Consider the following 21676-nt stretch of genomic DNA (forward strand, 5'->3'; position numbering starts at 1 on the left):
GTCAGCGAATATCAGAATCGTTATGCCGATCACCAAGCAGAAATCGGGCCAGTTCCTTGGGTTGACGCTGGGCTTGGAAATTGCTCCCGTGCTCAGGCATAAAAGCGTGGCGCGCAGGGCGTGCACACGCCGCTGAGGACGGTCAGAGGAAAGATAACAATGAGCTTTGATGTTGAGGTGGGGGTGTGCAGCCGAATTGGCCCGCGTCCCGAGTTAGAGGACTACGCCCAAGTTGCCTCGCCAGTGTCCGCAGACGAGCACCTTGGGGTGTTGGCTGCGCTGGCCGATGGCGTGTCAACCGGCGGAGGAGGGCGCGAAGCTGCGCGGAGTACCGTGCATGCGTTGCTGTCCGATTACTACTGCACGCCAGCCACCTGGGACACCACGGTGGCGCTTGAGCGCCTCATTTCTGCACAAAACACCTGGCTCGTCGATCACAACCGGCGGCGTCAGAACATCAGCGATGAGTCAGATCGCATCACCGGGATGACGACCCTGACCGCGCTGGTTTTGCAGGGGCACGGCTACACGCTGGCTCACGTCGGCGATAGTCGTGCGTTTTTGGTGAGGGGTGGCGAGTGCGTACAACTCACCCAAGATCACACACTGGGCTCACTGCCGTTTCAGAATGGATTGACACGCGCCATTGGGCTGGACGACGGCATCCGCGTCGAATACCAGACAGGTGACCTGCAGATTGGCGACGTCTTTGTGCTCACCAGCGATGGCGTGCATGGCGTTGTGAAGCCCAAGGTCATGCTGGAGCTGGTGGCTGGGGGGGCGGCGCAAGATGTCGCGGAGGCGCTGGTTGCAAAAGCCTTGCAGGCCGGAGGGAAAGACAATGCCACCGCTGTCGTGCTCCGCATACAGGGCCTGGCGGGCAGCCGACTTCAAGATGCCGAGAGACGGGGCCGAACGCTGCCGGTTCCACCCAGGCTGAATGCGGGGGATGTGCTGGACGGACTCCGTGTCGAGCGATGCGTCTTTGCCAATGGCATCCATCGACTCTATAAGGTGCAAGATGTGCAAACCGGGCAATGGCTGGCCTTGAAGACCTTGCACGAAGCGCGGGCCAGTGACCCGGAGGAGCTGGCCATGCTGGCGCATGAGGCCTGGTTGGGCGCGCGCGTCACGGAGCGGGACCCCCGGGGGCTGGTACGCGTGCACGAGCGAGGGGCTGCCAGCCGGTTTTATGCACTGTTTGACTGGCACGACGGTGCCACGCTCCGAGACATGCTCGAAGATCAGCGGCAGTTCACGGTGCGAGAAGTGGTCGATGCAGTGTCCGTTGTGGTGCGGGCGCTGGGGCGTTTGCACCAACATGGCGTGATCCACCGCGACATCAAGCCTGACAACATCCACCGCAGCGAAGATGGCTACTGGCGCATCTTTGATTTGGGTGTGGCCTTGTCAGGCAAGGAGCCGGAAGGCTTGCGTGTCCTCCATGCTGGCACGCCCAGCTACATGAATCCTGAGCAATGGGATGACGACGATGTCCTGGCGCAGGCAGTTCCACAAAACGACCTCTTTGCGCTGGGGGTGACGCTGTACGAGTGGCTCACAGGCAAGTTGCCCTATGGCGATGTTGAGCCCTATCAGCTCGGGCGGTACAAGCGGGATCCGGTCGCGCCATCGCGTCTGCGCCCTGATGTGCCCATCTGGCTCGATCACATTGTGCTCAAAGCCATTTCCAGGGATCCGCGTCAGCGTTTTGAAACGGCCGAAGAAATGGCTCTGGCACTCGATCGGGGCGCATCTCGCCCACTGAATGCCCCCCTGTCGACGCCCCTCATCGCCCGAGACCCCTTGGCCCTCTGGCAGATCGCGTTGGGCTTGTCCGTGCTCTTCAATTTGCTGCTGGTGTACTGGGTCGTCTTTTTGCCCAAGGCCTGAGCGTCCAGCGCGGCAAGATAGACGTCACAAAGCAAAAAGGCTCCGCCGTGAACGGGGGAGCCTTTTCGTTGGTGGACGACGTTCCGTGTATCAGCGCCGATTGGCGACGGGTGTCCGTCGTGCCTTGCCGCCTTTTTCAGCCCAGGTTCGGGTCCAGCGAATTTGCATGACGCGCATCATGCCCAGCACAGCCACCCCTAAAACCGCAAAGGCAAGAAAGCCGTAGAAGTACGTGCCAAAGTGCTGTTTGGACAGGCCCATCGCATTGGGGATGAAGCCGCCCCCCAGTGCGCCCAGTTCACCGATCATGGAACCTGCGACTGCAGTGGTCAGGGGCCAGCGCAAAGGAACCAATTGGAACAAAGCGCCATTGCCCGCACCCAATGCCGCAAAACACAGCATGAACAGCAACGTGGTCAGGGCCAAGTTCTGTCCCATCGTGCCGCAAACCACCAGTGTCACGATCACCAGTGCCAATACACCCGTCAACGCGTTGATGCCACCCCAGCGGTCCGACACGTAGCCACCCACGACCCGCGTGGCAGACCCCATCAGCGTTGCCAGCATCGTCAGTTGCCCCGCTTCAATCTTGGTGACTTTGAACTGGTCGTAGAAGTAGGTGGGCAGGAAGTTGGCCAGACCAATGAAGCCCCCAAAGGTGATCACGTAGATCAGGCTGAATGCCCAACCGTCTTTCTCGAACAGGCAAGCCACGTGTTCGCGAAAGGTTTGATGTTCGCGATCTGGGGGCTCCTTGGCCATCACGGCCATGACAATCATGGGCAGGACCATCGTGGCAGCAGCCAGTCCATAGACCGCCTGCCAACCAAACTTGGTGGCGAGCGGTGGCGCAAACAAGACAGCCAGCACTGTGCCGCTGTTGCCTGCACCTGCGATGCCCATGGCCAAACCTTTGTACTTTGCAGGAAACCAGCCTGAACCCAGTGACAAAGCGATGCCAAAGCTGCCGCCGGCAATGCCGAGCAACACACCCATGGCCAGCACTTCATCGTGGGTATCGACGAAGAAATAGCCGAACAGCAAGGCCAGGATGATCAGCCCCATTTCCACCATCGCAGCGCTTTTGCGGCCGATGTACTGTGCCATCACGCCAAGCGGGAAGCGCATCAGTGCGCCGGCCAGAATGGGCACCGAGATCATGAACCCCTTCTGAGCGGGCGTCAGATGGAAGGTCTCGGAGATGAACGGCGCCATGGCACCGTTGAGCACCCAGATGGCGAAGGTGAAATCGAAGTAAAGAAATGAAGCGAGCAGGGTCGGAGGATGCCCTGCCTTCAGGAAGGCTTTGAAATCTGACATGTGAACCTCAGCGTATTGCACATAACCCCTCTCGGTGGGCTCGTGCTTGTTTTTTGGTGAGCTTCAACAAGCGATTTCTGTGCCACAAGGTGTGCATTTCATCGGTGCACAAGTTGCCGAGAACGACAGTTCGCAGCAACGGCGCTGCAATCAAGCACAATTACGCCTGTAGAACAGGAGATTGCATGAGTATCAAGTCAGACCGCTGGATTCGTCGCATGGCCGAGGAGCACGGCATGATTGAGCCGTTTGAGCCCGGGCAGATTCGCTATGCCGCCGACGGCCAGAAGATCGTGAGCTATGGCACCAGCAGTTATGGCTACGACATCCGCGTGGCGCCCGAGTTCAAAGTGTTCACGAACATCCACTCGACCGTTGTGGATCCCAAGAACTTCGACGAGAAGAGCTTTGTCGACATCAACAGCGATGTCTGCATCATCCCGCCCAACAGCTTTGCGCTGGCTCGCACGGTGGAGTACTTCCGCATCCCACGCAACGTGTTGACCATCTGTTTGGGCAAGAGCACTTACGCGCGCTGCGGCATCATCGTCAACGTCACGCCGTTTGAGCCTGAATGGGAAGGTTATGTGACGCTCGAGTTCAGCAACACCACGCCGCTGCCTGCCAAGATTTACGCGGGTGAAGGTTGTGCGCAAGTGCTGTTTTTTGAGAGCGACGAAGTTTGTGAGACAAGTTACCGTGACCGAGGTGGCAAATACCAAGGTCAGACCGGTGTCACACTGCCCAAGACCTGACATCATTGGGGCATGCAGTCTCTCGATAGGCCGCCCCTTGGTTGAGCGGAATGTTTTCCGACGCTCTGTTAGACTCTGCCCCTCTGGCATTCCAGTCGAACGAGCGTCGGTGGCGCATCGTTCAAGCCCATAAGCATCAACACAGAAGAGGTGGTCACCAGGGCTGCGCGCTCATGCGAAGGTCGTCAGACCTTCGGGAGGGTTGAGCGCACGGAAGCCTTTTGTTGTACCTTTTGTGATGGGCCTACCCTCATGCGCCGACCTCTTCAGTCCCCCGCGCTGATCAATGCGTTTTACGACAGCCTGCGCCCCGAACAACGGGACACTGCGCAGGCCATGCATCGCGCGATTTTGGCCGCTGCGCCACATCTCCGACCCGAGGTGAAATGGGGCAACCTGTGCTTCATGAACGAACACGAGAACGTCATGGCGATCGTGCTCTACAAGATGAATGCGCACTTGCAGATTTTCAATGGCGTCATGCTGGTGCCTGAATTTCCCGAACTGGAAGGCGCAGGCAAAGGCATGCGTCACATCAAAGTCCGGTATCGCCATCCCGTGGATGAGCAACTGGTTCGTGAACTGACCCTGGGCAGCCTTCAGGCTGCGGCCTCTGCAGCGGCGCGAGCCAGTCGCCGATGGGGTTAATGCCGCGTGTGATGCGGCGCGTATCCGGGGCTTGATAGCATTTGCACATGTCATCCATCAACGCTGATCTTCACTGCCACTCCAACGTTTCAGACGGCACGCTGTCGCCTGAGGCAGTTGCTGAGCGCGCCTTCAACAATGGTGTGCGCTTGTGGGCCTTGACGGATCACGATGAAGTGGGGGGGCAGCGCCGGGCCTGTGAAGCGGCCAACCGCTTGGGGATGGATTACCTTACCGGTAGCGAAATTTCGGTGACCTACGCAGGCAAGACGGTTCACATCGTGGGCTTGGGCTTTGATGCCGACAACGAACAGTTGGTGAAGGGGCTGGCTGACACGCGTGGCGGCCGGGAGCGTCGTGCGCACGAAATGGCCGAGGATCTGGCCAAGGTCGGGATTCACGGTGCCTTCGAGGGTGCGCTGAAGTACGTTGGTAACCCTGACCTCATTTCTCGCACGCACTTTGCGCGTTACCTCGTTGAGATCGGGCTTTGTGCTGACTCGCACGAAGTATTTCGACGCTATCTGGTCGAAGGCAAGCCAGGCTACGTGGGGCACCGTTGGGCGACATTGGGCAATGCGGTCCGATGGATCACGCAGGCAGGTGGTGTGGCAGTGATCGCCCACCCTGGTCGTTACGACTTCACGCCCAACGAAGAGCATGCGCTGTTCACCGAGTTCAAGGCGTTGGGGGGCGAAGGGGTGGAAGTGGTGACTGGTAGCCACACGCCTGATGAATATGTCAAGTACGCAGACATGGCCCGGGCGTTCGATCTGTTGGCCTCTCGCGGCTCAGATTTCCATGATCCTTCCGAGAGTCACATTGACCTCGGTGCTTTGCCGGACTTGCCGGGCAAACTGACGCCGGTTTGGGAAGCGTTGTCACATCGCATCGTGCGTGCGTGATCTGATTTGCTTACGCTTGGCCGGTGCGCTAGGCTGAACGGCTATGGCGCAGTTGTTTGAAGTTCATCCGGAACATCCCCAGCCCCGTTTGCTCAAGCAGGCGGCCGACATCCTGCATCAAGGTGGCGTTGTGGCCATTCCCACGGACTCCAGCTATGCCTTGGTGTGCCACCTTGATGACAAAGCCGCCGTCGATGCCTTGCGTCGTGTACGCGGTGTGGATGAGCGGCACCATCTGACGCTGCTCTGTCGCGACCTGTCTGAGCTGGCCAACTACGCCAGAGTCGACAACGCGCAATACCGCATGCTGAAGGCCGCGACGCCGGGGCCCTACACCTTCATTCTCGAGGCCACGAAAGAAGTGCCTCGCCGGGTATCTCATCCATCGCGGCGCACCATCGGGCTACGCGTGCCGGATCATCGGGTCACGCAATCGTTGCTGGAGTTGATGGGGCAGCCCTTGCTGGCGACCACCTTGATCCTGCCTGATCACGATGAGCCGCTCAACGATGCTGATGAGATCCGTGATGCGCTTGAAAAGCGCATTCAGGCGGTGGTCGATGCCGGGGCATGCCCGATGGAGCCGACCACCGTGATTGACCTCAGTAAAGGCAGTGTGGAAGTTGTCCGCGAGGGACGGGGGGATCTCAGCGTACTCGGTCTGGATTGACGGACTGAAGGGCTTGGTCAAGCCAGGCCACATCAAAGCCAAGGTGCCATCGATCGCCCACATGCATCAGCGGCACACCAGGTGCTCCCTGCCGATTGAAGGCAGCCTGGCAAGCCTGGTCGAGCTCAATGTTGCACTCAGTCCAGCGCACTTGGTGCCCATCCAGCCAGACCTTGGCCTGTGCGCAATAGGGGCATGTAGATGTCGTGTACAGCGTGATAGGCACGCTTTGCGCACGTGACTGGATCGAGTTAGACAGCTGTTCGCGCTGCCACCAGTGATACGCTTGAAATCCCCCGGACACGACGGCCAGCAGCAGTGCCAGTGACCACAGTGACCGGCCCCATGGCGCGTGTGCGGGCCTCATGGCGTCAGGCGTTGGATGCAGGGGGCGTGCTGGTCTTTTGACCAATCTTGCTTTCTTGCCCGGCAAGCAGCTTGCGGATGTTGGCCTCATGGCGCCAAATCAGCAGCGCGCTCATGACCACAACGCCAAGGGTCTGCACACTCAGTCCCCAGCCGAGCACCTGAATGGCCGGCGCAGCCAGCGAAGCAATCAGCGCGGCCAGCGAAGAGTACCGCGTGATCACGGCCACAGCCAGCCACGTCAGCAAGACCTGGCCACCCAGCCCACCGGCAAAACCCAGCAGTACACCGGCGGCGGTTGCAACACCTTTGCCGCCCTCGAATTTGAAGAACACCGGCCAGAGGTGACCCAAGAAAGCGCCCAAGCCGATGGCTGTCACCACGGTCATGTCCAGGCCCATTTGCACCGCGATCATGACGGGGATGTAGCCCTTCAACGCATCAAACACCAAGGTCAAGATGGCCGCAGCCTTGTTGCCCGAGCGTAAAACGTTGGTCGCACCCGGGTTGCCCGAGCCGTAACTGCGTGGATCGGCCAAACCAAAGAGGCGGCTCACGATCACGGCAAACGACAGGGAGCCGATCAGGTAAGCAATCACTGCGCCGCCAGCGGCCAGCGCAACAGGATCCAGAGAAGACAGGTTCATACCAGGACAGACAGAATCTTGACAGGCCGCCAGTGTAGTGGCTCAACCCCCCTCCAATTAAGGGGCGATCCATTGTTCGAGGGGGTTTTTACTATCTCTTATCGTTGTTCGTTATTCAGAGAATCGCGGCACTTCAGACAAATACAGGTCGAGCCCGCATGATTTCTTACGAGCGTTCAGGTTGGTACCAGCGCCCCTGGTTTCTGGCAGCAACAGCCGGCATTCTGATTGGCTTGAGCTATTGGTTTTGGGATGCACGTGCGGACGCTTCCACGCACGGCGCAGCCGTATCCGATGGGCATTCGCTGCGAGGGTTGGAGGCGCACATGGCTCAAACCGGCGGTGAGGCGCCAGCTGCCCTTTTGGTGCCTCCAGCCGTGATGCCGGACGGGCGCCCGGCGGACTTCTCTGCAGAAGATTGGCGGGCGCTGAAAGATGCGGCATCGGTCGCAGACAGTCCACAGCTAGAGCTTGATCGGCTGGTAGCCTATTTGCGCTTTCAAAAAGGGTTTAGTCAGTGGCAAGCCTTGCGGGACAGCTCTGACGTCGGCATGCGACACCAATTGGCCCAGCGCCTGTTGGATCAGGTTCCTGACCGATTGAAGCAGGGCGAAATCACGTCTGGCGAAGCCGTGATGCTCCAGCAAGCGCTCTTGGGCGACATCGAGCCCGATGAGACGCTGCGCAAGCAGAAGTTCGAGTTGCTGTCTGCTGAGTTGAAGGCCGTTGCGCCACAACCCGACCCCAAGCAGCAAGCCGATGACAGTGCTCGGCTGGCGGAGTACAAGCGACGCGAAGCCGCGATCGTTGCCGACTACCAGGCAAAGCCAGAGCACGACCGCAGTCAGGCCAAGTTGGAGGAGGCACTGGAGGCTGCCCGCATCGCGGTGTACGGTGGCAAGAATTAAGCAGCCTGTTGCGAAAGGGAGGGCAGGAGATCGATAGAATCTCCGCCCACATGATCAGCAGCCTTTCGCTCACTCCTGTTGCCAATTCCGGCCAGCCGTCGATGCGCCAGATCCCCTTGGATCTGGGGCCCGTCAGCGTGCCCGGGCTGGACGAGTTCATCGAAGGCGACAACCACGAACTGTTGGCCTGGCTCAAAGCGTGGCCTGCTGTCGAGCGACCGAGTACCCCAGTGTATTTGTGGGGCCCGAAAGGCGCGGGCAAGACCCATTTGCTGCGTGCCATGATCGAGCGCGCATTGCAATCGGGTTTTGGTGTCATCTGGCTGAATGCGCAGACTTGTCAGATGTGGGATGCACCAGACTTTGGGGCGCCGACACTGGCGCTGATCGACGAGTGCGAGCAACTGGATGCCAATCACCAGCATCTTGCGTTTAATCTTTTCATCGAGTCTGCCGCCGGGGCTGCCGCGTTGGCCGGTGGTGAGCGTTTGGACGCTTCGGTTGGACCGCTCTACATCATCGCTGCCGGCGCGACCCCTGCGATCGACTTGGCGGTTCGCGACGATTTGCGCACCCGCCTGGGGTGGGGGCTGACATTCGTCTTGCATACTCTGCCTGAGGACGGGCTCAAAGCGGCCTTGACGCATGAAGCCGCCCGCCGTGGCATGACGCTCGGTGACGAGTTGTTGTCTTACTTGCTGACGCGCTACAGCCGTGACTTGGGCTTCTTGATGAACCTGCTGGATCGACTGGATCGCTACGCTCTGGCCGAACAGCGCATGCTCACCGTCCCTTTGCTGAAACAGATGCTGGCCTCGGAGACCGCATGAATCTTTGCTTGTTTGACCTCGACCATACTTTGCTGCCATTGGACTCGGATCACGAGTTTGGCGAATTCATCATTCGGCGAGGGTTGGTGGATGCTTCGGCGTACCGTGCGACCAACGACGGCTTCTATCAGCAGTACTGTGAGGGCACGTTGGTGCTCGCTGACTACATCCGCTTCACCACCAGTGTCTGGCGTCAAATGGATGCCAAGGCCCAAGAAGCCTTGCAACAGGGGTTCATGGAAGAGGTCATTTATCCTTCGATGAAGCCGCAGGCCCTGGAATTGGTCGAGCAACATCGCCATCAGGGTGATCTGATTGCCATCGTGACGGCCACCAATGAGTTCGTGACGCGCCCCATCGCCGATGCATTCAATGTTGATGACCTGTTGGCCGTGGAGTTGGTGAGGGATACAGAAGGCCGCGTGACAGGGGAAATCGCCGGCATTCCATCCTTCAGAGAAGGCAAAATCGCACGTGTGGAACAATGGCTTGCCGGTCAAGGCCGGCAGCTGGGCGATTTCGATCGCGTCAGTTTCTATAGTGACTCCCCCAACGACCTGCCTCTGCTGGAGCGAGCCAGCGATCCGGTCGCAACCAATCCCAGCCCTGCGCTGGAGAGCGTTGCCCGCGAACGTGGCTGGCGCATCCTGAAGTTGTTTGAATGATCAAAAGCCTGATAGACAAAATCCTGGGTAAAGACCAAGCCCGCAAGCACCCCGGCACCAAAGGTGGCCGCACGGGGGCGAAGGCTTCGCGTATCCCGACAGGCAAGCGCGTCGATGTGCCGCAGTCCGAACACGGCATTGATCCGGACTTGGTGGATGATCGTGCGCGCCGCGTGGTGGAAACGCTGCAAGACGCTGGCTACGAGGCTTACATCGTGGGCGGTGCCGTGCGCGATCTGCTGCTGGGGCATCGTCCGAAGGACTTTGACGTCGCTACCAACGCCACGCCTGAACAGGTCAAGGCCTTGTTTCGCCGTGCGTTCATCATCGGGCGTCGGTTCCGCATCGTTCATGTGGTGTATGGACGTGGCCGTGAGCACGAGGTGATTGAAGTCTCGACTTTCCGCGCTTACCTTGACCCCAATGCGGCCGAGCAGGTGACGGGCAACGAGAAGACTTCGCGCAAGGAGTTGGGCGACAAATCTCATGTGGTGGATGCCAGCGGTCGTGTGTTGCGCGATAACGTCTGGGGGCCTCAGGATCAGGACGCTGCGCGTCGCGACTTCACTGTTAACGCGATGTATTACGACCCCCGCACGGGTGTCGTGGTCGATTACCACGGTGGCATCAAGGATGCCAAAAAGCGTGTGCTTCGCATGATTGGTGACCCGGTGGTGCGTTATCGGGAAGATCCGGTGCGCATCATTCGCGTGGTGCGGTTTGCTGCGAAATTGGGTTTCGATATTGAGCCCAAGACCCGTGAGCCATTGAAGGAGATGTCTGAACTGCTCTCCAATGTGCCGCAGTCTCGCCTGTTTGACGAAATGATCAAGCTGCTGCAGACCGGGCATGCCGAAGCGTCATTGGCGCAATTGCGACGACAGGGTCTGGATAGCGGTGTATTTCCGATTCTGGATGCTGTCTTCGACGAGGCGCGTCGACATCCTGGTCGTGAGCAGTTTGTGCAATTGGCTCTGGCGGATACCGATCGCCGCGTGGGTGAGGGCAAACCGGTGGCGCCCAGCTTCTTGCTGGCCTGTTTGCTTTGGCACGATGTGCTGGATCATTGGAAGCGCAACCAGGCGCAGGGTGAGCCTGTGTTCCCCGCCCTTCAGACGGCGACGGATCAAGTGTTTGATGCGCGCATTGGTGACATCTCTGGTCGCGGCAAGCTTGCCACTGACATGCGTGAGATCTGGACCATGCAGCCGCGTTTTGATCGCCGCGTCGGCAACGGCCCCTACACACTGGTGGCGCAACCTCGATTCCGTGCGGGTTTTGATTTTCTTCGTTTGCGTGCTAACGCTGGTGAGGCAGATCCCGAACTGGCCCGCTGGTGGGAGGATTTCTCGCTGGCCGATGAGGCTGAACAACGGGATTTAATGGATGCTGCGCGCCAGCAGGAAATCAGCAAACGGCAGCAAGCCCGTCCAGCCTCCGCGAAGGGGGCCAATGTCGCTGGGGATGATGCTGGTTCTGCCGCCAAGAAGCGCCGCCGTCGCCGCCGCAAGCCGGCAGGCGAGGGCGGGGCATCTGGCCATGGTGGCGGAGACGCATCTTGATGCAGTCGAGTGGCGCAGCTTTGTCCGCCGCGCCGCACTTCATTGCCTACATCGGGCTGGGCGGCAATCTCGGGGACGTACACACCCGGTTGCGCCAGGCCCGAGATGCGATGAGTCAGTTTCCGTCAACGGCAGTACTGGCGTCATCACCGCTGTATCGAACCAGGCCCGTCGATGCAACAGGACCTGATTACATCAACGCAGTGATTGCGCTGAAAACGGCCTTGGGCCCCCTGGAATTGCTGAGTTGCCTGCAGGTGCTGGAGATTCAGCATGACCGTCAGCGCCCCTACGTGAATGCCCCGCGCACCCTGGATCTCGACGTGTTGTGGCACGGTGGGTTGCAGCGCGAGGCCGAGCCACTGCATTTGCCTCACCCCCGTATGGTGCTGCGTGCCTTCGTACTGGAGCCGCTTTGGGATGTCGTGCAGACATTGCAGCGTCAGCCTGAAAGCCTTGAGGGGCTGTTACCCATGCTGATGGCAGAAAACCTTCCGGACGCAGGCCGGCGCGCGATCCTGGCGCAAGAGCAGGGTATTGAGCGCCTGGATCAGCCTTTTTGAGTTCATCTGTCCAGATTCTTGCGGGTAAATCTGGAATATTTGTTGAAATCGGGGTAGAATCTCAGGCTTTGTTGGTGGGGCTTCGTGCATGTTTGCAAAGAAGTCCACTGGCCAAGCGTGTTCAGTCATCGCTGTGCACACCGAGACAGGTCAGCCCGTTTTCCAGCCGCGAATTCCGGACGTGGTAAACGGGGGCGGGCCCAGACCCTGGTGGCAGCAGTATGCAGACCCTTATGGGCTTGTGTGGCGACCTGAAAATGTGCGGTTGGTGGCCATGTTCGGGCCCTGTTGAATGCATTCACACTGAAAGCGAATTAGTAATGACGACCATCCGTGTCAAAGAGAACGAGCCGTTCGACGTTGCCCTGCGCCGCTTCAAGCGCACCATCGAAAAGCTGGGCCTGCTGACCGAACTGCGCGCTCGCGAGTTCTACGAAAAGCCCACCGCTGAGCGTAAGCGCAAGAAGGCTGCTGCCGTCAAGCGTCACTACAAGCGCGTGCGCAGCATGCAGCTGCCCAAGAAGCTGTACTAATTGCTTCTTCGGTTGTCGGATTGGCTTCGCTGACCGGCGGCGTCAACCAGACCACAAGCCCGCGCGGGGACGCCCATGCGGGCTTTGTCTTTTTCTGAACTGTTTTTGAAGAGCAGACCATGAGCCTCAAACAAATCATCTCTGACGACATGAAGGCCGCGATGCGTGCCAAAGAAGCCGACCGCCTGGGTACCATCCGCATGCTGTTGGCAGCCATGAAGCAGAAAGAGGTGGATGAGCGTGTCGAGCTGGACGATGCCATGATCGTCGCGATCGTGGACAAGCTCATCAAGCAGCGCAAGGACGCCGCCCAGCAATACGATGCGGCAGGCCGTGCAGATTTGGCTGACAAGGAAAAGGCCGAGATCGTCGTGCTCGAGGGCTACCTACCCAAGCGCTTGTCTGCGGAAGAAATCTCGGGTGCCGTGAAAGCCATTGTGGTCGAATTGGGGGCAGCGGGTCCCGGCGACATGGGCAAGGTGATGGGTGTCGTCAAGCAGCGCTTGGCGGGCCAGGCTGATATGGGATTGGTGTCTGCTGCGGTCAAGGCAGCGCTGGCTGGTTGATTGCGACACAATCCAGACTTTCACATTCAAGGGTTCTGACCATGAGCGAATCTGTGACGCTGCAACCGATTGCGCCTGAAGTTTTTGCTGCCCCTCAGCTCACGCCTGAAGCCATGGCGGCTGTGGCCGAGGCTGGCTTCAAGGCGGTGTTGAACAATCGCCCTGATATGGAAGGCGGCCCCGACCAGCCCAGCAGCGCATCCATTGAGCAGGCAGCTCAGGCTGCGGGGTTGGCTTATGCACACTTGCCAGTGCAGGGCGGCTATCAGTCGCCTGAAGAAATTGCGCAGTGTGCGGCGCTCCTGAAGACGTTGCCACGCCCTTTGTTGATGTTCTGCCGTAGTGGTGCACGTTCGACCAAGCTCTACATGCAAGCGATTGCCTTGGACGATTGAACACATTCGATCGCAGTGGTTGCCAATAGAAAACGGAGCCCTTGAGGCTCCGTTTTGCTTTGGTGGTCAGGCCTTGGGTGTCAGCTGATCCGATTGGAAATTCGGGCGCTGCAGAGTGGGGCACTTTTGAAATAAGCCCATGTGCCCAGCAGCATGAAAGCACCGGCCGAAATCAACGACACGAAAGCATTACCCAGCGCCATCACCCACAGCAAGACGCTGACGGAGCGCCACGTGCGCTGCAGTGCAGCATCACTCCAATCGGGGCTGTGCGGTTGTTTGCGCCTGTTCATGAGCGACTTTCTCGACATGTTTGAGGTCATTGTGGACCCATTTAATGGGGTTGCCTAGCCAGATGGGCCTCAATGACCGGCAATTTTCATCTTTTCGATCAGGATCGAGCCCACGGTTTTGCTACCGTAAGTGTAGGCGTCAGCCCCAACGCTGACGATGTCCTGGAACATCTGGCCCAAATGCCCGGCGATGGTGATTTCGTGCACCGGGTACTGGATGACGCCGTTTTCCACCCAATAGCCTGCAGCACCGCGGGAATAGTCGCCAGTCACGTAGTTGACGCCTTGCCCCATCAGCTCCGTGACAAAGAGGCCGGTGCCAAGCTTCTTGAGCATGGCTTTCAGGTTGTCCTTCGGGTTGGTCAACTTGCTTTGCAGCGTCAAGTTTTGGGAGCCACCGGCATGCCCAGTAGTGTGCATGCCCAGCTTGCGTGCCGAGTAGCTGGACAGGAAGTAGCCTTGCACGACGCCGTTCTTGACGACGCGACGCTTGCGTGTGAGTACGCCTTCGTCATCAAAGGGGGCGCTGCCCTTGCCTTTGAGAATGTGCGGGTCTTCGATGATGTCGATGTGCTTGGGGAATACGGGTTTGCCCAAGCTGTCGAGCAGGAAGGTGGCCTTGCGGTACAGCGCGCCACCACTGGTGGCTTGAACGTATGCGCCCAAGAGGCCGGCTGCCAGCGTGTTTTCAAACAACACGGGCACTTCGCAGGTGGCGATCTTGCGTGATTTCAAGCGCGACAGGGCGCGCTCGGCAGCGTAGCGGCCAACGGCTTCGGGGCGAGCCATGTCTTTGGCGTCGCGCTCGGACGTGTACCAGAAGTCTCGCTGCATGTCGTTGCCTCGGCCGGCAATCGGCGACACGGACAGCGAATGGCGGGAACTGGCATAGCCACCCCGGAAGCCGCGGCTGTTGCCAGCCCAGAAATGGGATTGCTGAGCCGAAACGCCGGCGCCTTCGGAATTGGTCACCCGGGGGTCAACGGCCAGGGCGGCGGCTTCGCAGCGGCGTGCCAGTTCGGCAGCACGTTCTGCGTCCACATGCCAGGGGTAGAACAGGTCCAAGTCGCGCTTGGCGGCGCGGCCGGTGGCCAGATCCTCGGCATCCGGCAGGCCGGCGGCGGGGTCTTCTGCGGTGTAGCGGGCAATGTCGTAGGCCGCCCGCACGGTTTGTTCCAGTGCCTGCGGGGAGAAGTCCGACGTGCTGGCATTGCCGCGACGTTGGCCCAGGTAGACCGTCACGCCAATGGTCTTGTCGCGGTTGCGCTCGACGTTTTCGAGTTTGCCCTTGCGCACGGAGACCGACAGGCCCATGCCTTCGGAGACTTCTGCGGCCGCATCCGATGCGCCCAGTTTCTTGGCGAGGTTCAGCGAATCTTCAATCAGTTGTTGAAATTGCTCACGGCTGTAGGCGAAACCGTTGGACTTCTCGGGGGACTTGCTGGATTTGACGGCCATGTTGTAGTCACTGTTGGTGCAGCCCCGTATCATAGCGAGGACATGAATCCGAAACACTTTGATCACGACGAGGGCTACGGCCCCGACGAGGAGGACAACCGTCCTCCCAGCAAGAGCATGCTCAAGCGTGCCAGCGATGAATTGCAGAAACTCGGCAAGCAGTTGCTCGAAATGCCCGACAGCCGTCTGGACAGCATCGAGATGCCTGAGCGCCTGAGAGACGCCTTGGCTGACTACAAGAAGACTCGGTCCTTCGAAGGTCGTCGTCGTCAGTTGCAGTTCATTGGCAAGGTCATGCGCGAGGTAGACGCCGAGCCGCTGCGTGAAGCCGTGGCCGAGTTCCAACTGGGGCATGCACGCAACTCACTGGCCCTGCATCAGGCGGAGCGCTGGCGTGCCGAACTGGTCAGCGATGACAAGGATGTCGTCACCCGGTGGGTGGGGGCGTTCCCAGACACTGACCTGCAGCAATTGCGCGCGCTGATCCGCAATGCCCGCAAGGACGCTGCGTTGGAGCCCGAAAAGCGCAATGGTCGCGCTTTCCGCGAGTTGTTCCAGTACATCAAGCATGCGATGGACGAGCAGGACAAAGCATCCAAGGCGGCCCAGGACGCTTACGAGCAGTCCCACGACAGCGACGAGGCGTAAGCAATGTCGGCGCTTGACTTGGACGTGGTGCGCATTGGCGTGGTTTCGATCAGCGACCGGGCCAGCACGGGGGTGTACGAAGACAAAGGCCTGCCGGCATTGCAGGACTGGCTCGGGCGCGCTGTGCGCAATCCTGTTGAATGGGAGTCTCGCCTGATCGCCGACGAGCGTTCTTTGATTGCGGCAACGCTTCGCGAACTCGTGGACGACGCCGGGTGTCACCTGGTTTTGACCACGGGTGGGACGGGGCCAGCCCCGCGTGACGTGACGCCGGAAGCAACGCTGGATGTCGCGGACAAGGAAATGCCAGGCTTTGGCGAGCAAATGCGACAGATCAGTTTGCGGTTTGTTCCGACGGCAATCCTGTCGCGCCAGACGGCGGTGATTCGCAAGCAGGCCTTGATCCTCAATCTGCCAGGGCAGCCCAAGTCGATCGCTGAGACGCTGGAAGGTTTGAAAGGCGCTGACGGTCAGTCTCTGGTGCCAGGCATTTTTGCCGCTGTGCCGTATTGCATTGACCTGATTGGCGGCCCCTACATCGAAAGTGACCCGTCGGTGTGCGCTGTATTCCGGCCCAAGTCAGCGCTGCGTTCTCCAAAGTCTTGAGCGTGCCTGCTGCGTCGAGGCGTTAAGTTTGACGCCCCCTCGCCGAAAACAAGGGGTTGTTACCTAGGTTTTCCGAGGAGAAGAAATGCGCTTCATGACGAGGGTGGTTGTTTCGCTGGCTGTACCCGCTGCATTGGTGTTGCTCACGGGTGTTGGCATTGCGGTTGGTGGGGTGACGCTGAAGTCGGCACTGGCGCAATTTTTTGAGCGGGACGACGCGCTCGCTCAGGCGACGGTCGAGATGTATGCGCAGGGGCTGCAATCAGGTCAAGCGTTACGCAACATCGTCATTGATCCGTCAAACCGCAAGGCGTACGACAACTTTGATGCGGCAGAGAAGGCCTTTTCCGATGCCTACAATGCGGCAAAGACCGCAGCGGCGGATCCAGATAGTGCTGGCGTGCTGACGCAGGTGGAGGGGTTGCGCTCGAAGCTGCTGGACAAGCAGCGAGCAGTGATCGGCCTTGCCGCCAATGATCAGGCGGCCGCCATCCATGCCCTCAAGAAAGAAGAAACCCCACTTTGGCGAGAGCTCCGCGAGCAGTTGCTGGCGTTGAAAAAGCAGGCAGCCGAGCGCAAGGCCCTGGCTCGTGCTGATGCGGAATCCTTCTTCCGCACGGCCAGTGTGGGCGCTGTTCTGGTTGCTTTGGTGTCCACAGTGGTTGCCGCGTACAACTTGATGGCCCTTCGTCGTCGCGTGGAACTGGAGTTGGGGGGCGATCCCTCTGAGGCACGCGAGGTGCTTGCGCTGGTGGAGTCTGGCGATCTCATGGTGAAGGTGCCCGTCAAAGAAGGGGATACCTACAGCCTCATGGCTGCCATTGCGCGCATGCAGGTGGCACTGCGGGGTTTTGTCGCCGGGATCAATCAGGTGTCGCAAAGCATCAGCACGGCCACATCGGAAATTGCCACGGGCAATCTGGACTTGTCTGCGCGCACCGAAAACCAGGCAAGCAGCTTGCAGCAAGTGTCTGCGTCCATGAGTCATATGCACAACATGGTTTCGCAGAACGCGGAAGCGGCACGGCAGGCCTCGCAGCTCTCAGGATCAGCCAACCAGTCGGCCATTCATGGCGGTGCATCCGTGCAGCGTGTGGTTGATACGATGGCATCGATTCGTCAGCATAGTCAAAAGATCTCCGAAATCACGGGCGTCATCGATGGCATCGCATTTCAGACCAACATCCTGGCGTTGAATGCAGCGGTCGAGGCCGCTCGGGCAGGTGAGCAGGGTCGAGGGTTTGCTGTCGTGGCCGGTGAGGTTCGAACGCTGGCTCAGCGAAGCGCCCAGGCCGCGCGTGAAATCAAGTCGTTGATCGGGGCCAACGTGGACAAGGTGGAGCAGGGGGCTCAAGAAGTTCACGATGCGGGGCGCACCATTGACGAGGCGCTGCAGCAAATTGGGCAAGTCAGTCAGTTGATCGCAGACATTGCCGCCGCAACCGAGTCGCAGAGCGCTGGGCTGGGGCAGGTGACGCAGGCGGTCGCCAATCTGGATGACGCCACTCAGCAAAATGCTGCGCTGGTAGAGGAAAGCAGTGCCGTGGCCGCCAGCTTGAATCATCAGGCCGTGGATTTGACGCGCCTGGTATCGACCTTCAAGGTTTGATCGCTGATTCCGTTTGCACACTCACTCATTTGTGCGGTGAATGAGTGTGGATTCAAATAATTCATTTGATTCATTGGCGTGGGGTTTCTACACTCGTTGATCCAACGAGGAGACCCCGCTAATGAGCGACGTCAAGAACGAACAATTGATCGACCATGCCGGCCAAGTGCGCGCCGGTGAAGAAGTGGACCTGGCCAAGGTCACCGCTTACCTCAAGGCCCAAGGACTGGATGTTCAGGGCGAGCCGGAGCTGCAACAGTTTCCAGGTGGTGCCTCGAACCTGACGTACATGGTGCGTTACGCCAACATGGACATGATCCTGCGGCGCCCGCCGTTTGGCCACATCGCCAAATCGGCTCACGACGTGGTGCGTGAAGCCGAGATCATGCGCAAGCTCAAGCCGGTTTACAGCAAGGTTCCTGAGATCTACGCCATTTGCGAAGATGTGGACGTCATCGGTGCACCGTTCTATGTGATGGAGCGCCTGGTAGGTGTGATCCCCCGCCAGAACCTGCAACCCGAATTGGGGCTGGATGAGGCCAAGACCCGCCAGTTGTGCCTGAACGTGCTGGACACGCTGGTGGCGCTGCACAAGCTTGATCCCCAAGCGGCTGGGCTGGACAACCTGGGCAAGGGTGAGGGCTACGTGGCCCGTCAGGTTGAAGGCTGGAGCAAGCGTTACCGTGCTGCTCGCACCGAAGACGTGGGGGACTTCGAACAAGTCATGCAGTGGTTGCATGACAAGCAACCGAAGCAGGAAGTGGCCATCAGCCTGATTCACAACGACTTCCGATTTGACAACGTGGTGCTTGATGTCAACGACCCGCTGAAGGTCATTGGCGTGTTGGACTGGGAGATGGCGACGCTGGGTGACCCGTTGATGGATCTGGGTAGCGCGCTCGCGTACTGGGTTCAGGCTGATGACGACATGTTCATGAAGGGCTCGCGTCGCCAGCCGACCAATGCGCCTGGCATGTTGACGCGAGAGGAAGTCATTCGCTACTACGCCGAGAAGACCGGGTTCAGTGTTGAGAACTTCGACTTCTACACCGTGTACGGCCTGTTCCGTCTGGCAGGCATTGCGCAGCAGATCTACAAGCGATTCAAGGAAGGCAATGCGCGCAACCCAGTGTTCGCGACGTTTGGTCCGTTCGTGAGCTACCTGGAACAGCGTTGCGTGGGCATCATCACCCAATCGAATCTGTGATCCGGGTCTGCTTTCGTCGTTTGTTTGAAATCACGTTTTTCGAGAGACATCTATGAGCGTTCCCCATACTTTTGATCTGTCCGGCAAGGTTGCCCTGGTGACGGGTTCCAGCCGTGGCATCGGCGAAGCCATCGCCCGTTTGCTGGCTGCACACGGTGCGCATGTCATCATTTCGAGCCGCAAAGCGGAGCCGTGCGAAGCAGTGGCAGCCTCCATCCGTGAAGCCGGTGGCAAGGCCTCGGTGCTGGCTTGCCACGTTGGCGAGATGGATCAAATCGATCAGGTCTTTGCTGCAGTCGAGCAGCAGTTTGGTCGCCTGGACATTCTGGTGAACAACGCCGCGACCAACCCTTACTTTGGCCACATCACCGACACCGACCTCAACGCCTTCCAGAAGACCGTGGATGTGAACATCCGTGGCTACTTCTTCATGTGCTCGAAGGGTGCCAAGCTGATGCAGAAGAACGGCGGCGGCTCGATCATCAACATCGCGTCGGTGAATGGCGTGATCCCGGGTATGGCGCAAGGCATCTATTCGATCACCAAAGCGGCGGTGATTTCGATGACGCATGCGTTCGCGAAGGAATGCGCCCCCATGAAGGTTCGTGTCAACGCGATCTTGCCTGGCGCCACCGATACGAAGTTCGCATCTGCGCTGACAACCAACGATGCCATCTTGAAAATGGTCATGGCTCACACCCCGATGAACCGCGTTGCCGATCCGTCTGAAATGGCGGGTGCGGCGCTGTATCTGGCTTCTGATGCAGCCAGCTATACCACGGGTACGTGCCTGAATGTGGATGGCGGCTACTTGCTGGCTTGATCATTGTGCATTCAAGCAAAACGGGGCCTTGTGGTCCCGTTTTTTGTTTGTTGCTTGAGTTTCTTCTGCGCGGATTTCAAACCAGCTTGTTGAGCCCGACGGCATCGAAGCATTCCGTTTTCTTGGCATCGTCCGGCATGCAATCGCGGGCGGCCTGGGTTTGGGCGCAATCGGCCAGTTTTTCGATGGCTTGCCACAGCAGGGCGATCTGGTGGTCGCTGCCCGCGGCGTTGTCGATCAGGCCACGCAGCGCTTGAGACAGCGGGTCATCGCCTTCGGTGACCCCATAGGCAGAGAAGCCCATGCGAGCGGCCATGGCCTCGCGTTCGGCTTGCTTCTCATCCATCAGCGTTTGCTTGGCGACGATGATGCGTGCTGGGTTGCCGACGGCCGTGGCGCCGTCAGGGACGTGCTTGGTCACCACGGCATTCGAGCCGACACGCGCGCCATCGCCCACAGTGAAGCCGCCCAGCACCTGCGCGTTGGCGCCTACGATCACACCGTTGCCCAAGGTGGGGTGACGCTTGGCGCCTTTGCTCAGCGACGTGCCGCCGAGGGTCACGCCTTGGTAAATCGTGCAGTCGTCACCGATTTCAGCGGTTTCGCCGATCACGACGCCCATGCCGTGGTCAATGAAGACACGGCGGCCCATTTTGGCACCCGGGTGAATCTCGATGCCAGTGAAAAAACGCGACCAGTGCGAAATCCAGCGGCCCAGCCACTTCAGGCCATGGGTCCAACACCAGTGCGCGGCCCGATGCATCGTCAGGGCATGCAGCCCCGGGTAACAAGTCAGAACCTCCCAGGCGGTGCGGGCGGCTGGATCTCGTTCCAGAATGCAGGCGACGTCTTCTCGCAGTCGGGCAAAGAACATGGGGGACGGGCGATTGTTTTTCGAACAGTTTGTCAGTGTAGCGGGCCTGCAAAGCCCCAACTGGCAGCGCCGGCACTTATCGTTTTGGGCTCATGGCCTTGGCGATGCCGCGCAGGATGTGGATTTCTTCTTGTCGCAGTTCAGCGCGGTTGAAGAGTTGGTTGAGGCGGGGCATGAGCTTTTTGGGTGCAGTCGGGTCCAGAAAACCGATCTCGGTCAGCGCCTGTTCCCAGTGGCGCAGGGCGCCTTGAACCGACTGTCCATCGGCTAGTTCGACGTCGGGTGTGCGCGCCTGCACCGGAAAACCACCCAAGGCCTGGCGCCACTCGTAGGCGAGCACCTGCACTGCTTGCGACAGGTTCAGTGAGCCGTAGTCTGGGTTTGTGGGAATGCTCATCACCGCGTGGCAGCGGTACACATCGTCGTTGCTCATACCGTAGCGTTCGCATCCGAACACAAAGCCCACCTTGTGAGCCGGCGTGTAATGCGCCAACTTGGCCAGTCCGTCGCGCGGTGTGATCGTGGGCGGGCCGAAGTCCCGTGGTGTCATCGCTGTGCCAATGGCGTAGGTCACGCCTTCGAGCGCCTCCGCGAGTGTGTCCACGATCTTGGCGCGCACCAAGACGTCGGCGGCGCCACTGGCCATGGCCACGGTTTCTTCCTGACTCAAGACATTGTCGAAGCGCGGTTTGACCAACACCAGTTCGGAAAAGCCCATGACCTTCATCGCACGGGCAGTTGATCCCACGTTGCCCGGATGGCTTGTGCCGATCAGGATGAAGCGGGTTGGGTCATAAGCCATTGATTTTGCGGAGAAACGTTGAAAAAGTTGATGCACAAGTCATCGGGCTTGGCTACAATTATCGTTTACCCCATCGCTCTTTGATCATCGCTGCGCCTCTTCCCTTCCACCTGTGCCATGTGGCGGCAGG

At 59.4% G+C, this 21676-nt stretch carries 25 protein-coding genes; 19 read left to right on the plus strand and 6 right to left on the minus strand.

What is annotated here, in order from left to right; all coding sequences use genetic code 11:
- Positions 1-159 precede the first annotated feature (159 nt).
- Positions 160-1893 (plus strand): protein kinase domain-containing protein, encoded by a 1734-nt coding sequence (locus ACOYNB_RS09535; RefSeq protein WP_422838852.1) that lies wholly within the window; start codon positions 160-162, stop codon positions 1891-1893.
- A gap of 90 nt (positions 1894-1983) precedes the next feature.
- Here ACOYNB_RS09535 and ACOYNB_RS09540 read toward each other — a convergent pair whose 3' ends face one another.
- Entirely contained in the window at positions 1984-3213 is a 1230-nt protein-coding gene (locus ACOYNB_RS09540) for an MFS transporter (protein WP_422838853.1), read from the minus strand.
- Between the two features lie 185 nt (positions 3214-3398).
- Between ACOYNB_RS09540 and dcd the strand changes: the two genes are divergently transcribed.
- From dcd to ACOYNB_RS09560, 4 genes are all read left to right on the plus strand, one after another.
- Positions 3399-3968: a dCTP deaminase gene (gene dcd / locus ACOYNB_RS09545; RefSeq protein WP_374258730.1), complete on the plus strand. Its 570-nt coding sequence runs from the start codon at positions 3399-3401 to the stop codon at positions 3966-3968.
- Between the two features lie 252 nt (positions 3969-4220).
- Entirely contained in the window at positions 4221-4616 is a 396-nt protein-coding gene (locus ACOYNB_RS09550; RefSeq protein ID WP_374258728.1) for a DUF1801 domain-containing protein, read from the plus strand.
- 47 nt (positions 4617-4663) lie between these two features.
- Positions 4664-5521 carry a 3',5'-nucleoside bisphosphate phosphatase gene (locus ACOYNB_RS09555; RefSeq protein WP_422838854.1) on the plus strand — a complete coding sequence of 286 codons (858 nt, stop codon included), beginning with the start codon at positions 4664-4666 and terminating at the stop codon, positions 5519-5521.
- Positions 5522-5564: 43 nt separating this feature from the next.
- On the plus strand, positions 5565-6191 hold the full coding sequence (locus ACOYNB_RS09560; protein ID WP_422838855.1) for an L-threonylcarbamoyladenylate synthase: 627 nt from the start codon (positions 5565-5567) through the stop codon (positions 6189-6191).
- Here the strand turns inward: ACOYNB_RS09560 and ACOYNB_RS09565 are convergent.
- Together ACOYNB_RS09565 and plsY are read right to left on the minus strand one after the other, a co-directional pair.
- Positions 6169-6558 (minus strand): glutaredoxin family protein, encoded by a 390-nt coding sequence (locus ACOYNB_RS09565; protein WP_422838856.1) that lies wholly within the window; start codon positions 6556-6558, stop codon positions 6169-6171. The genes ACOYNB_RS09560 and ACOYNB_RS09565 overlap by 23 nt on opposite strands.
- A 4-nt stretch (positions 6559-6562) precedes the next feature.
- Positions 6563-7204: a glycerol-3-phosphate 1-O-acyltransferase PlsY gene (plsY, locus tag ACOYNB_RS09570; protein ID WP_422838857.1), complete on the minus strand. Its 642-nt coding sequence runs from the start codon at positions 7202-7204 to the stop codon at positions 6563-6565.
- 158 nt (positions 7205-7362) lie between these two features.
- On the opposite strand from plsY, the gene ACOYNB_RS09575 reads away from it, so the two are divergent.
- The 9 genes from ACOYNB_RS09575 to ACOYNB_RS09615 all read left to right on the plus strand — a co-directional run bounded on the left by ACOYNB_RS09575 (position 7363) and on the right by ACOYNB_RS09615 (position 13577).
- Positions 7363-8112, plus strand: coding sequence for a hypothetical protein (locus tag ACOYNB_RS09575; RefSeq protein WP_422838858.1), 750 nt, complete (start codon positions 7363-7365; stop codon positions 8110-8112).
- Positions 8113-8162: 50 nt separating this feature from the next.
- Positions 8163-8942: an HdaA/DnaA family protein gene (locus ACOYNB_RS09580; RefSeq protein ID WP_422838859.1), complete on the plus strand. Its 780-nt coding sequence runs from the start codon at positions 8163-8165 to the stop codon at positions 8940-8942.
- Complete coding sequence (locus tag ACOYNB_RS09585; protein ID WP_422838860.1) at positions 8939-9607, plus strand: HAD family hydrolase; 669 nt, start codon at positions 8939-8941, stop codon at positions 9605-9607. Before ACOYNB_RS09580 ends, ACOYNB_RS09585 begins: the two co-directional genes overlap by 4 nt.
- Positions 9604-11169, plus strand: coding sequence for a polynucleotide adenylyltransferase PcnB (gene pcnB, locus ACOYNB_RS09590; RefSeq protein WP_422838861.1), 1566 nt, complete (start codon positions 9604-9606; stop codon positions 11167-11169). The genes ACOYNB_RS09585 and pcnB overlap by 4 nt, the downstream gene beginning before the upstream one ends.
- Positions 11169-11732 (plus strand): 2-amino-4-hydroxy-6-hydroxymethyldihydropteridine diphosphokinase, encoded by a 564-nt coding sequence (gene folK, locus ACOYNB_RS09595; protein WP_422838879.1) that lies wholly within the window; start codon positions 11169-11171, stop codon positions 11730-11732. Before pcnB ends, folK begins: the two co-directional genes overlap by 1 nt.
- Before the next feature lie 320 nt (positions 11733-12052).
- The gene (rpsU, locus tag ACOYNB_RS09600) at positions 12053-12265 is read left to right on the plus strand and encodes a 30S ribosomal protein S21 (protein WP_012346814.1); all 213 of its coding nucleotides are present in this window, start codon (positions 12053-12055) and stop codon (positions 12263-12265) included.
- A 119-nt stretch (positions 12266-12384) separates the two neighbouring features.
- The gene (locus ACOYNB_RS09605; protein ID WP_422838862.1) at positions 12385-12831 is read left to right on the plus strand and encodes a GatB/YqeY domain-containing protein; all 447 of its coding nucleotides are present in this window, start codon (positions 12385-12387) and stop codon (positions 12829-12831) included.
- A 41-nt stretch (positions 12832-12872) separates the two neighbouring features.
- A complete protein-coding gene (locus ACOYNB_RS09610) occupies positions 12873-13226 on the plus strand; it encodes a TIGR01244 family sulfur transferase (RefSeq protein ID WP_422838863.1) in 354 nt (117 codons plus the stop codon).
- Positions 13227-13379: 153 nt separating this feature from the next.
- Positions 13380-13577 (plus strand): hypothetical protein, encoded by a 198-nt coding sequence (locus ACOYNB_RS09615; protein WP_422838864.1) that lies wholly within the window; start codon positions 13380-13382, stop codon positions 13575-13577.
- A gap of 11 nt (positions 13578-13588) precedes the next feature.
- On the opposite strand, the gene pmbA is transcribed toward ACOYNB_RS09615, so the two are convergent.
- Positions 13589-14977, minus strand: a complete 1389-nt coding sequence (pmbA, locus tag ACOYNB_RS09620) for a metalloprotease PmbA (protein WP_422838865.1) — start codon at positions 14975-14977, stop codon at positions 13589-13591.
- Positions 14978-15019: 42 nt separating this feature from the next.
- Here pmbA and yjgA point away from each other — a divergent pair, with 42 nt between their 5' ends.
- From yjgA to ACOYNB_RS09645, 5 genes are all read left to right on the plus strand, one after another.
- Positions 15020-15625: a ribosome biogenesis factor YjgA gene (gene yjgA, locus ACOYNB_RS09625; protein WP_422838866.1), complete on the plus strand. Its 606-nt coding sequence runs from the start codon at positions 15020-15022 to the stop codon at positions 15623-15625.
- A 3-nt stretch (positions 15626-15628) separates the two neighbouring features.
- Positions 15629-16231: a molybdopterin adenylyltransferase gene (gene mog, locus ACOYNB_RS09630; protein ID WP_422838867.1), complete on the plus strand. Its 603-nt coding sequence runs from the start codon at positions 15629-15631 to the stop codon at positions 16229-16231.
- An 85-nt stretch (positions 16232-16316) separates the two neighbouring features.
- Positions 16317-17840, plus strand: coding sequence for a methyl-accepting chemotaxis protein (locus ACOYNB_RS09635; protein WP_422838868.1), 1524 nt, complete (start codon positions 16317-16319; stop codon positions 17838-17840).
- Between the two features lie 121 nt (positions 17841-17961).
- Positions 17962-19047 carry a phosphotransferase family protein gene (locus ACOYNB_RS09640; RefSeq protein WP_422838869.1) on the plus strand — a complete coding sequence of 362 codons (1086 nt, stop codon included), beginning with the start codon at positions 17962-17964 and terminating at the stop codon, positions 19045-19047.
- 52 nt (positions 19048-19099) lie between these two features.
- Entirely contained in the window at positions 19100-19870 is a 771-nt protein-coding gene (locus ACOYNB_RS09645; protein ID WP_422838870.1) for an SDR family oxidoreductase, read from the plus strand.
- 76 nt (positions 19871-19946) lie between these two features.
- Here ACOYNB_RS09645 and cysE read toward each other — a convergent pair whose 3' ends face one another.
- Positions 19947-20744: a serine O-acetyltransferase gene (gene cysE / locus ACOYNB_RS09650; RefSeq protein ID WP_422838871.1), complete on the minus strand. Its 798-nt coding sequence runs from the start codon at positions 20742-20744 to the stop codon at positions 19947-19949.
- A 76-nt stretch (positions 20745-20820) separates the two neighbouring features.
- Entirely contained in the window at positions 20821-21546 is a 726-nt protein-coding gene (locus ACOYNB_RS09655; protein ID WP_422838872.1) for an RNA methyltransferase, read from the minus strand.
- Positions 21547-21676: the final 130 nt, after the last annotated feature.

Origin of the sequence: Aquabacterium sp. (assembly GCF_049317225.1) — a bacterium.
Classification (GTDB): domain Bacteria; phylum Pseudomonadota; class Gammaproteobacteria; order Burkholderiales; family Burkholderiaceae_C; genus Aquabacterium.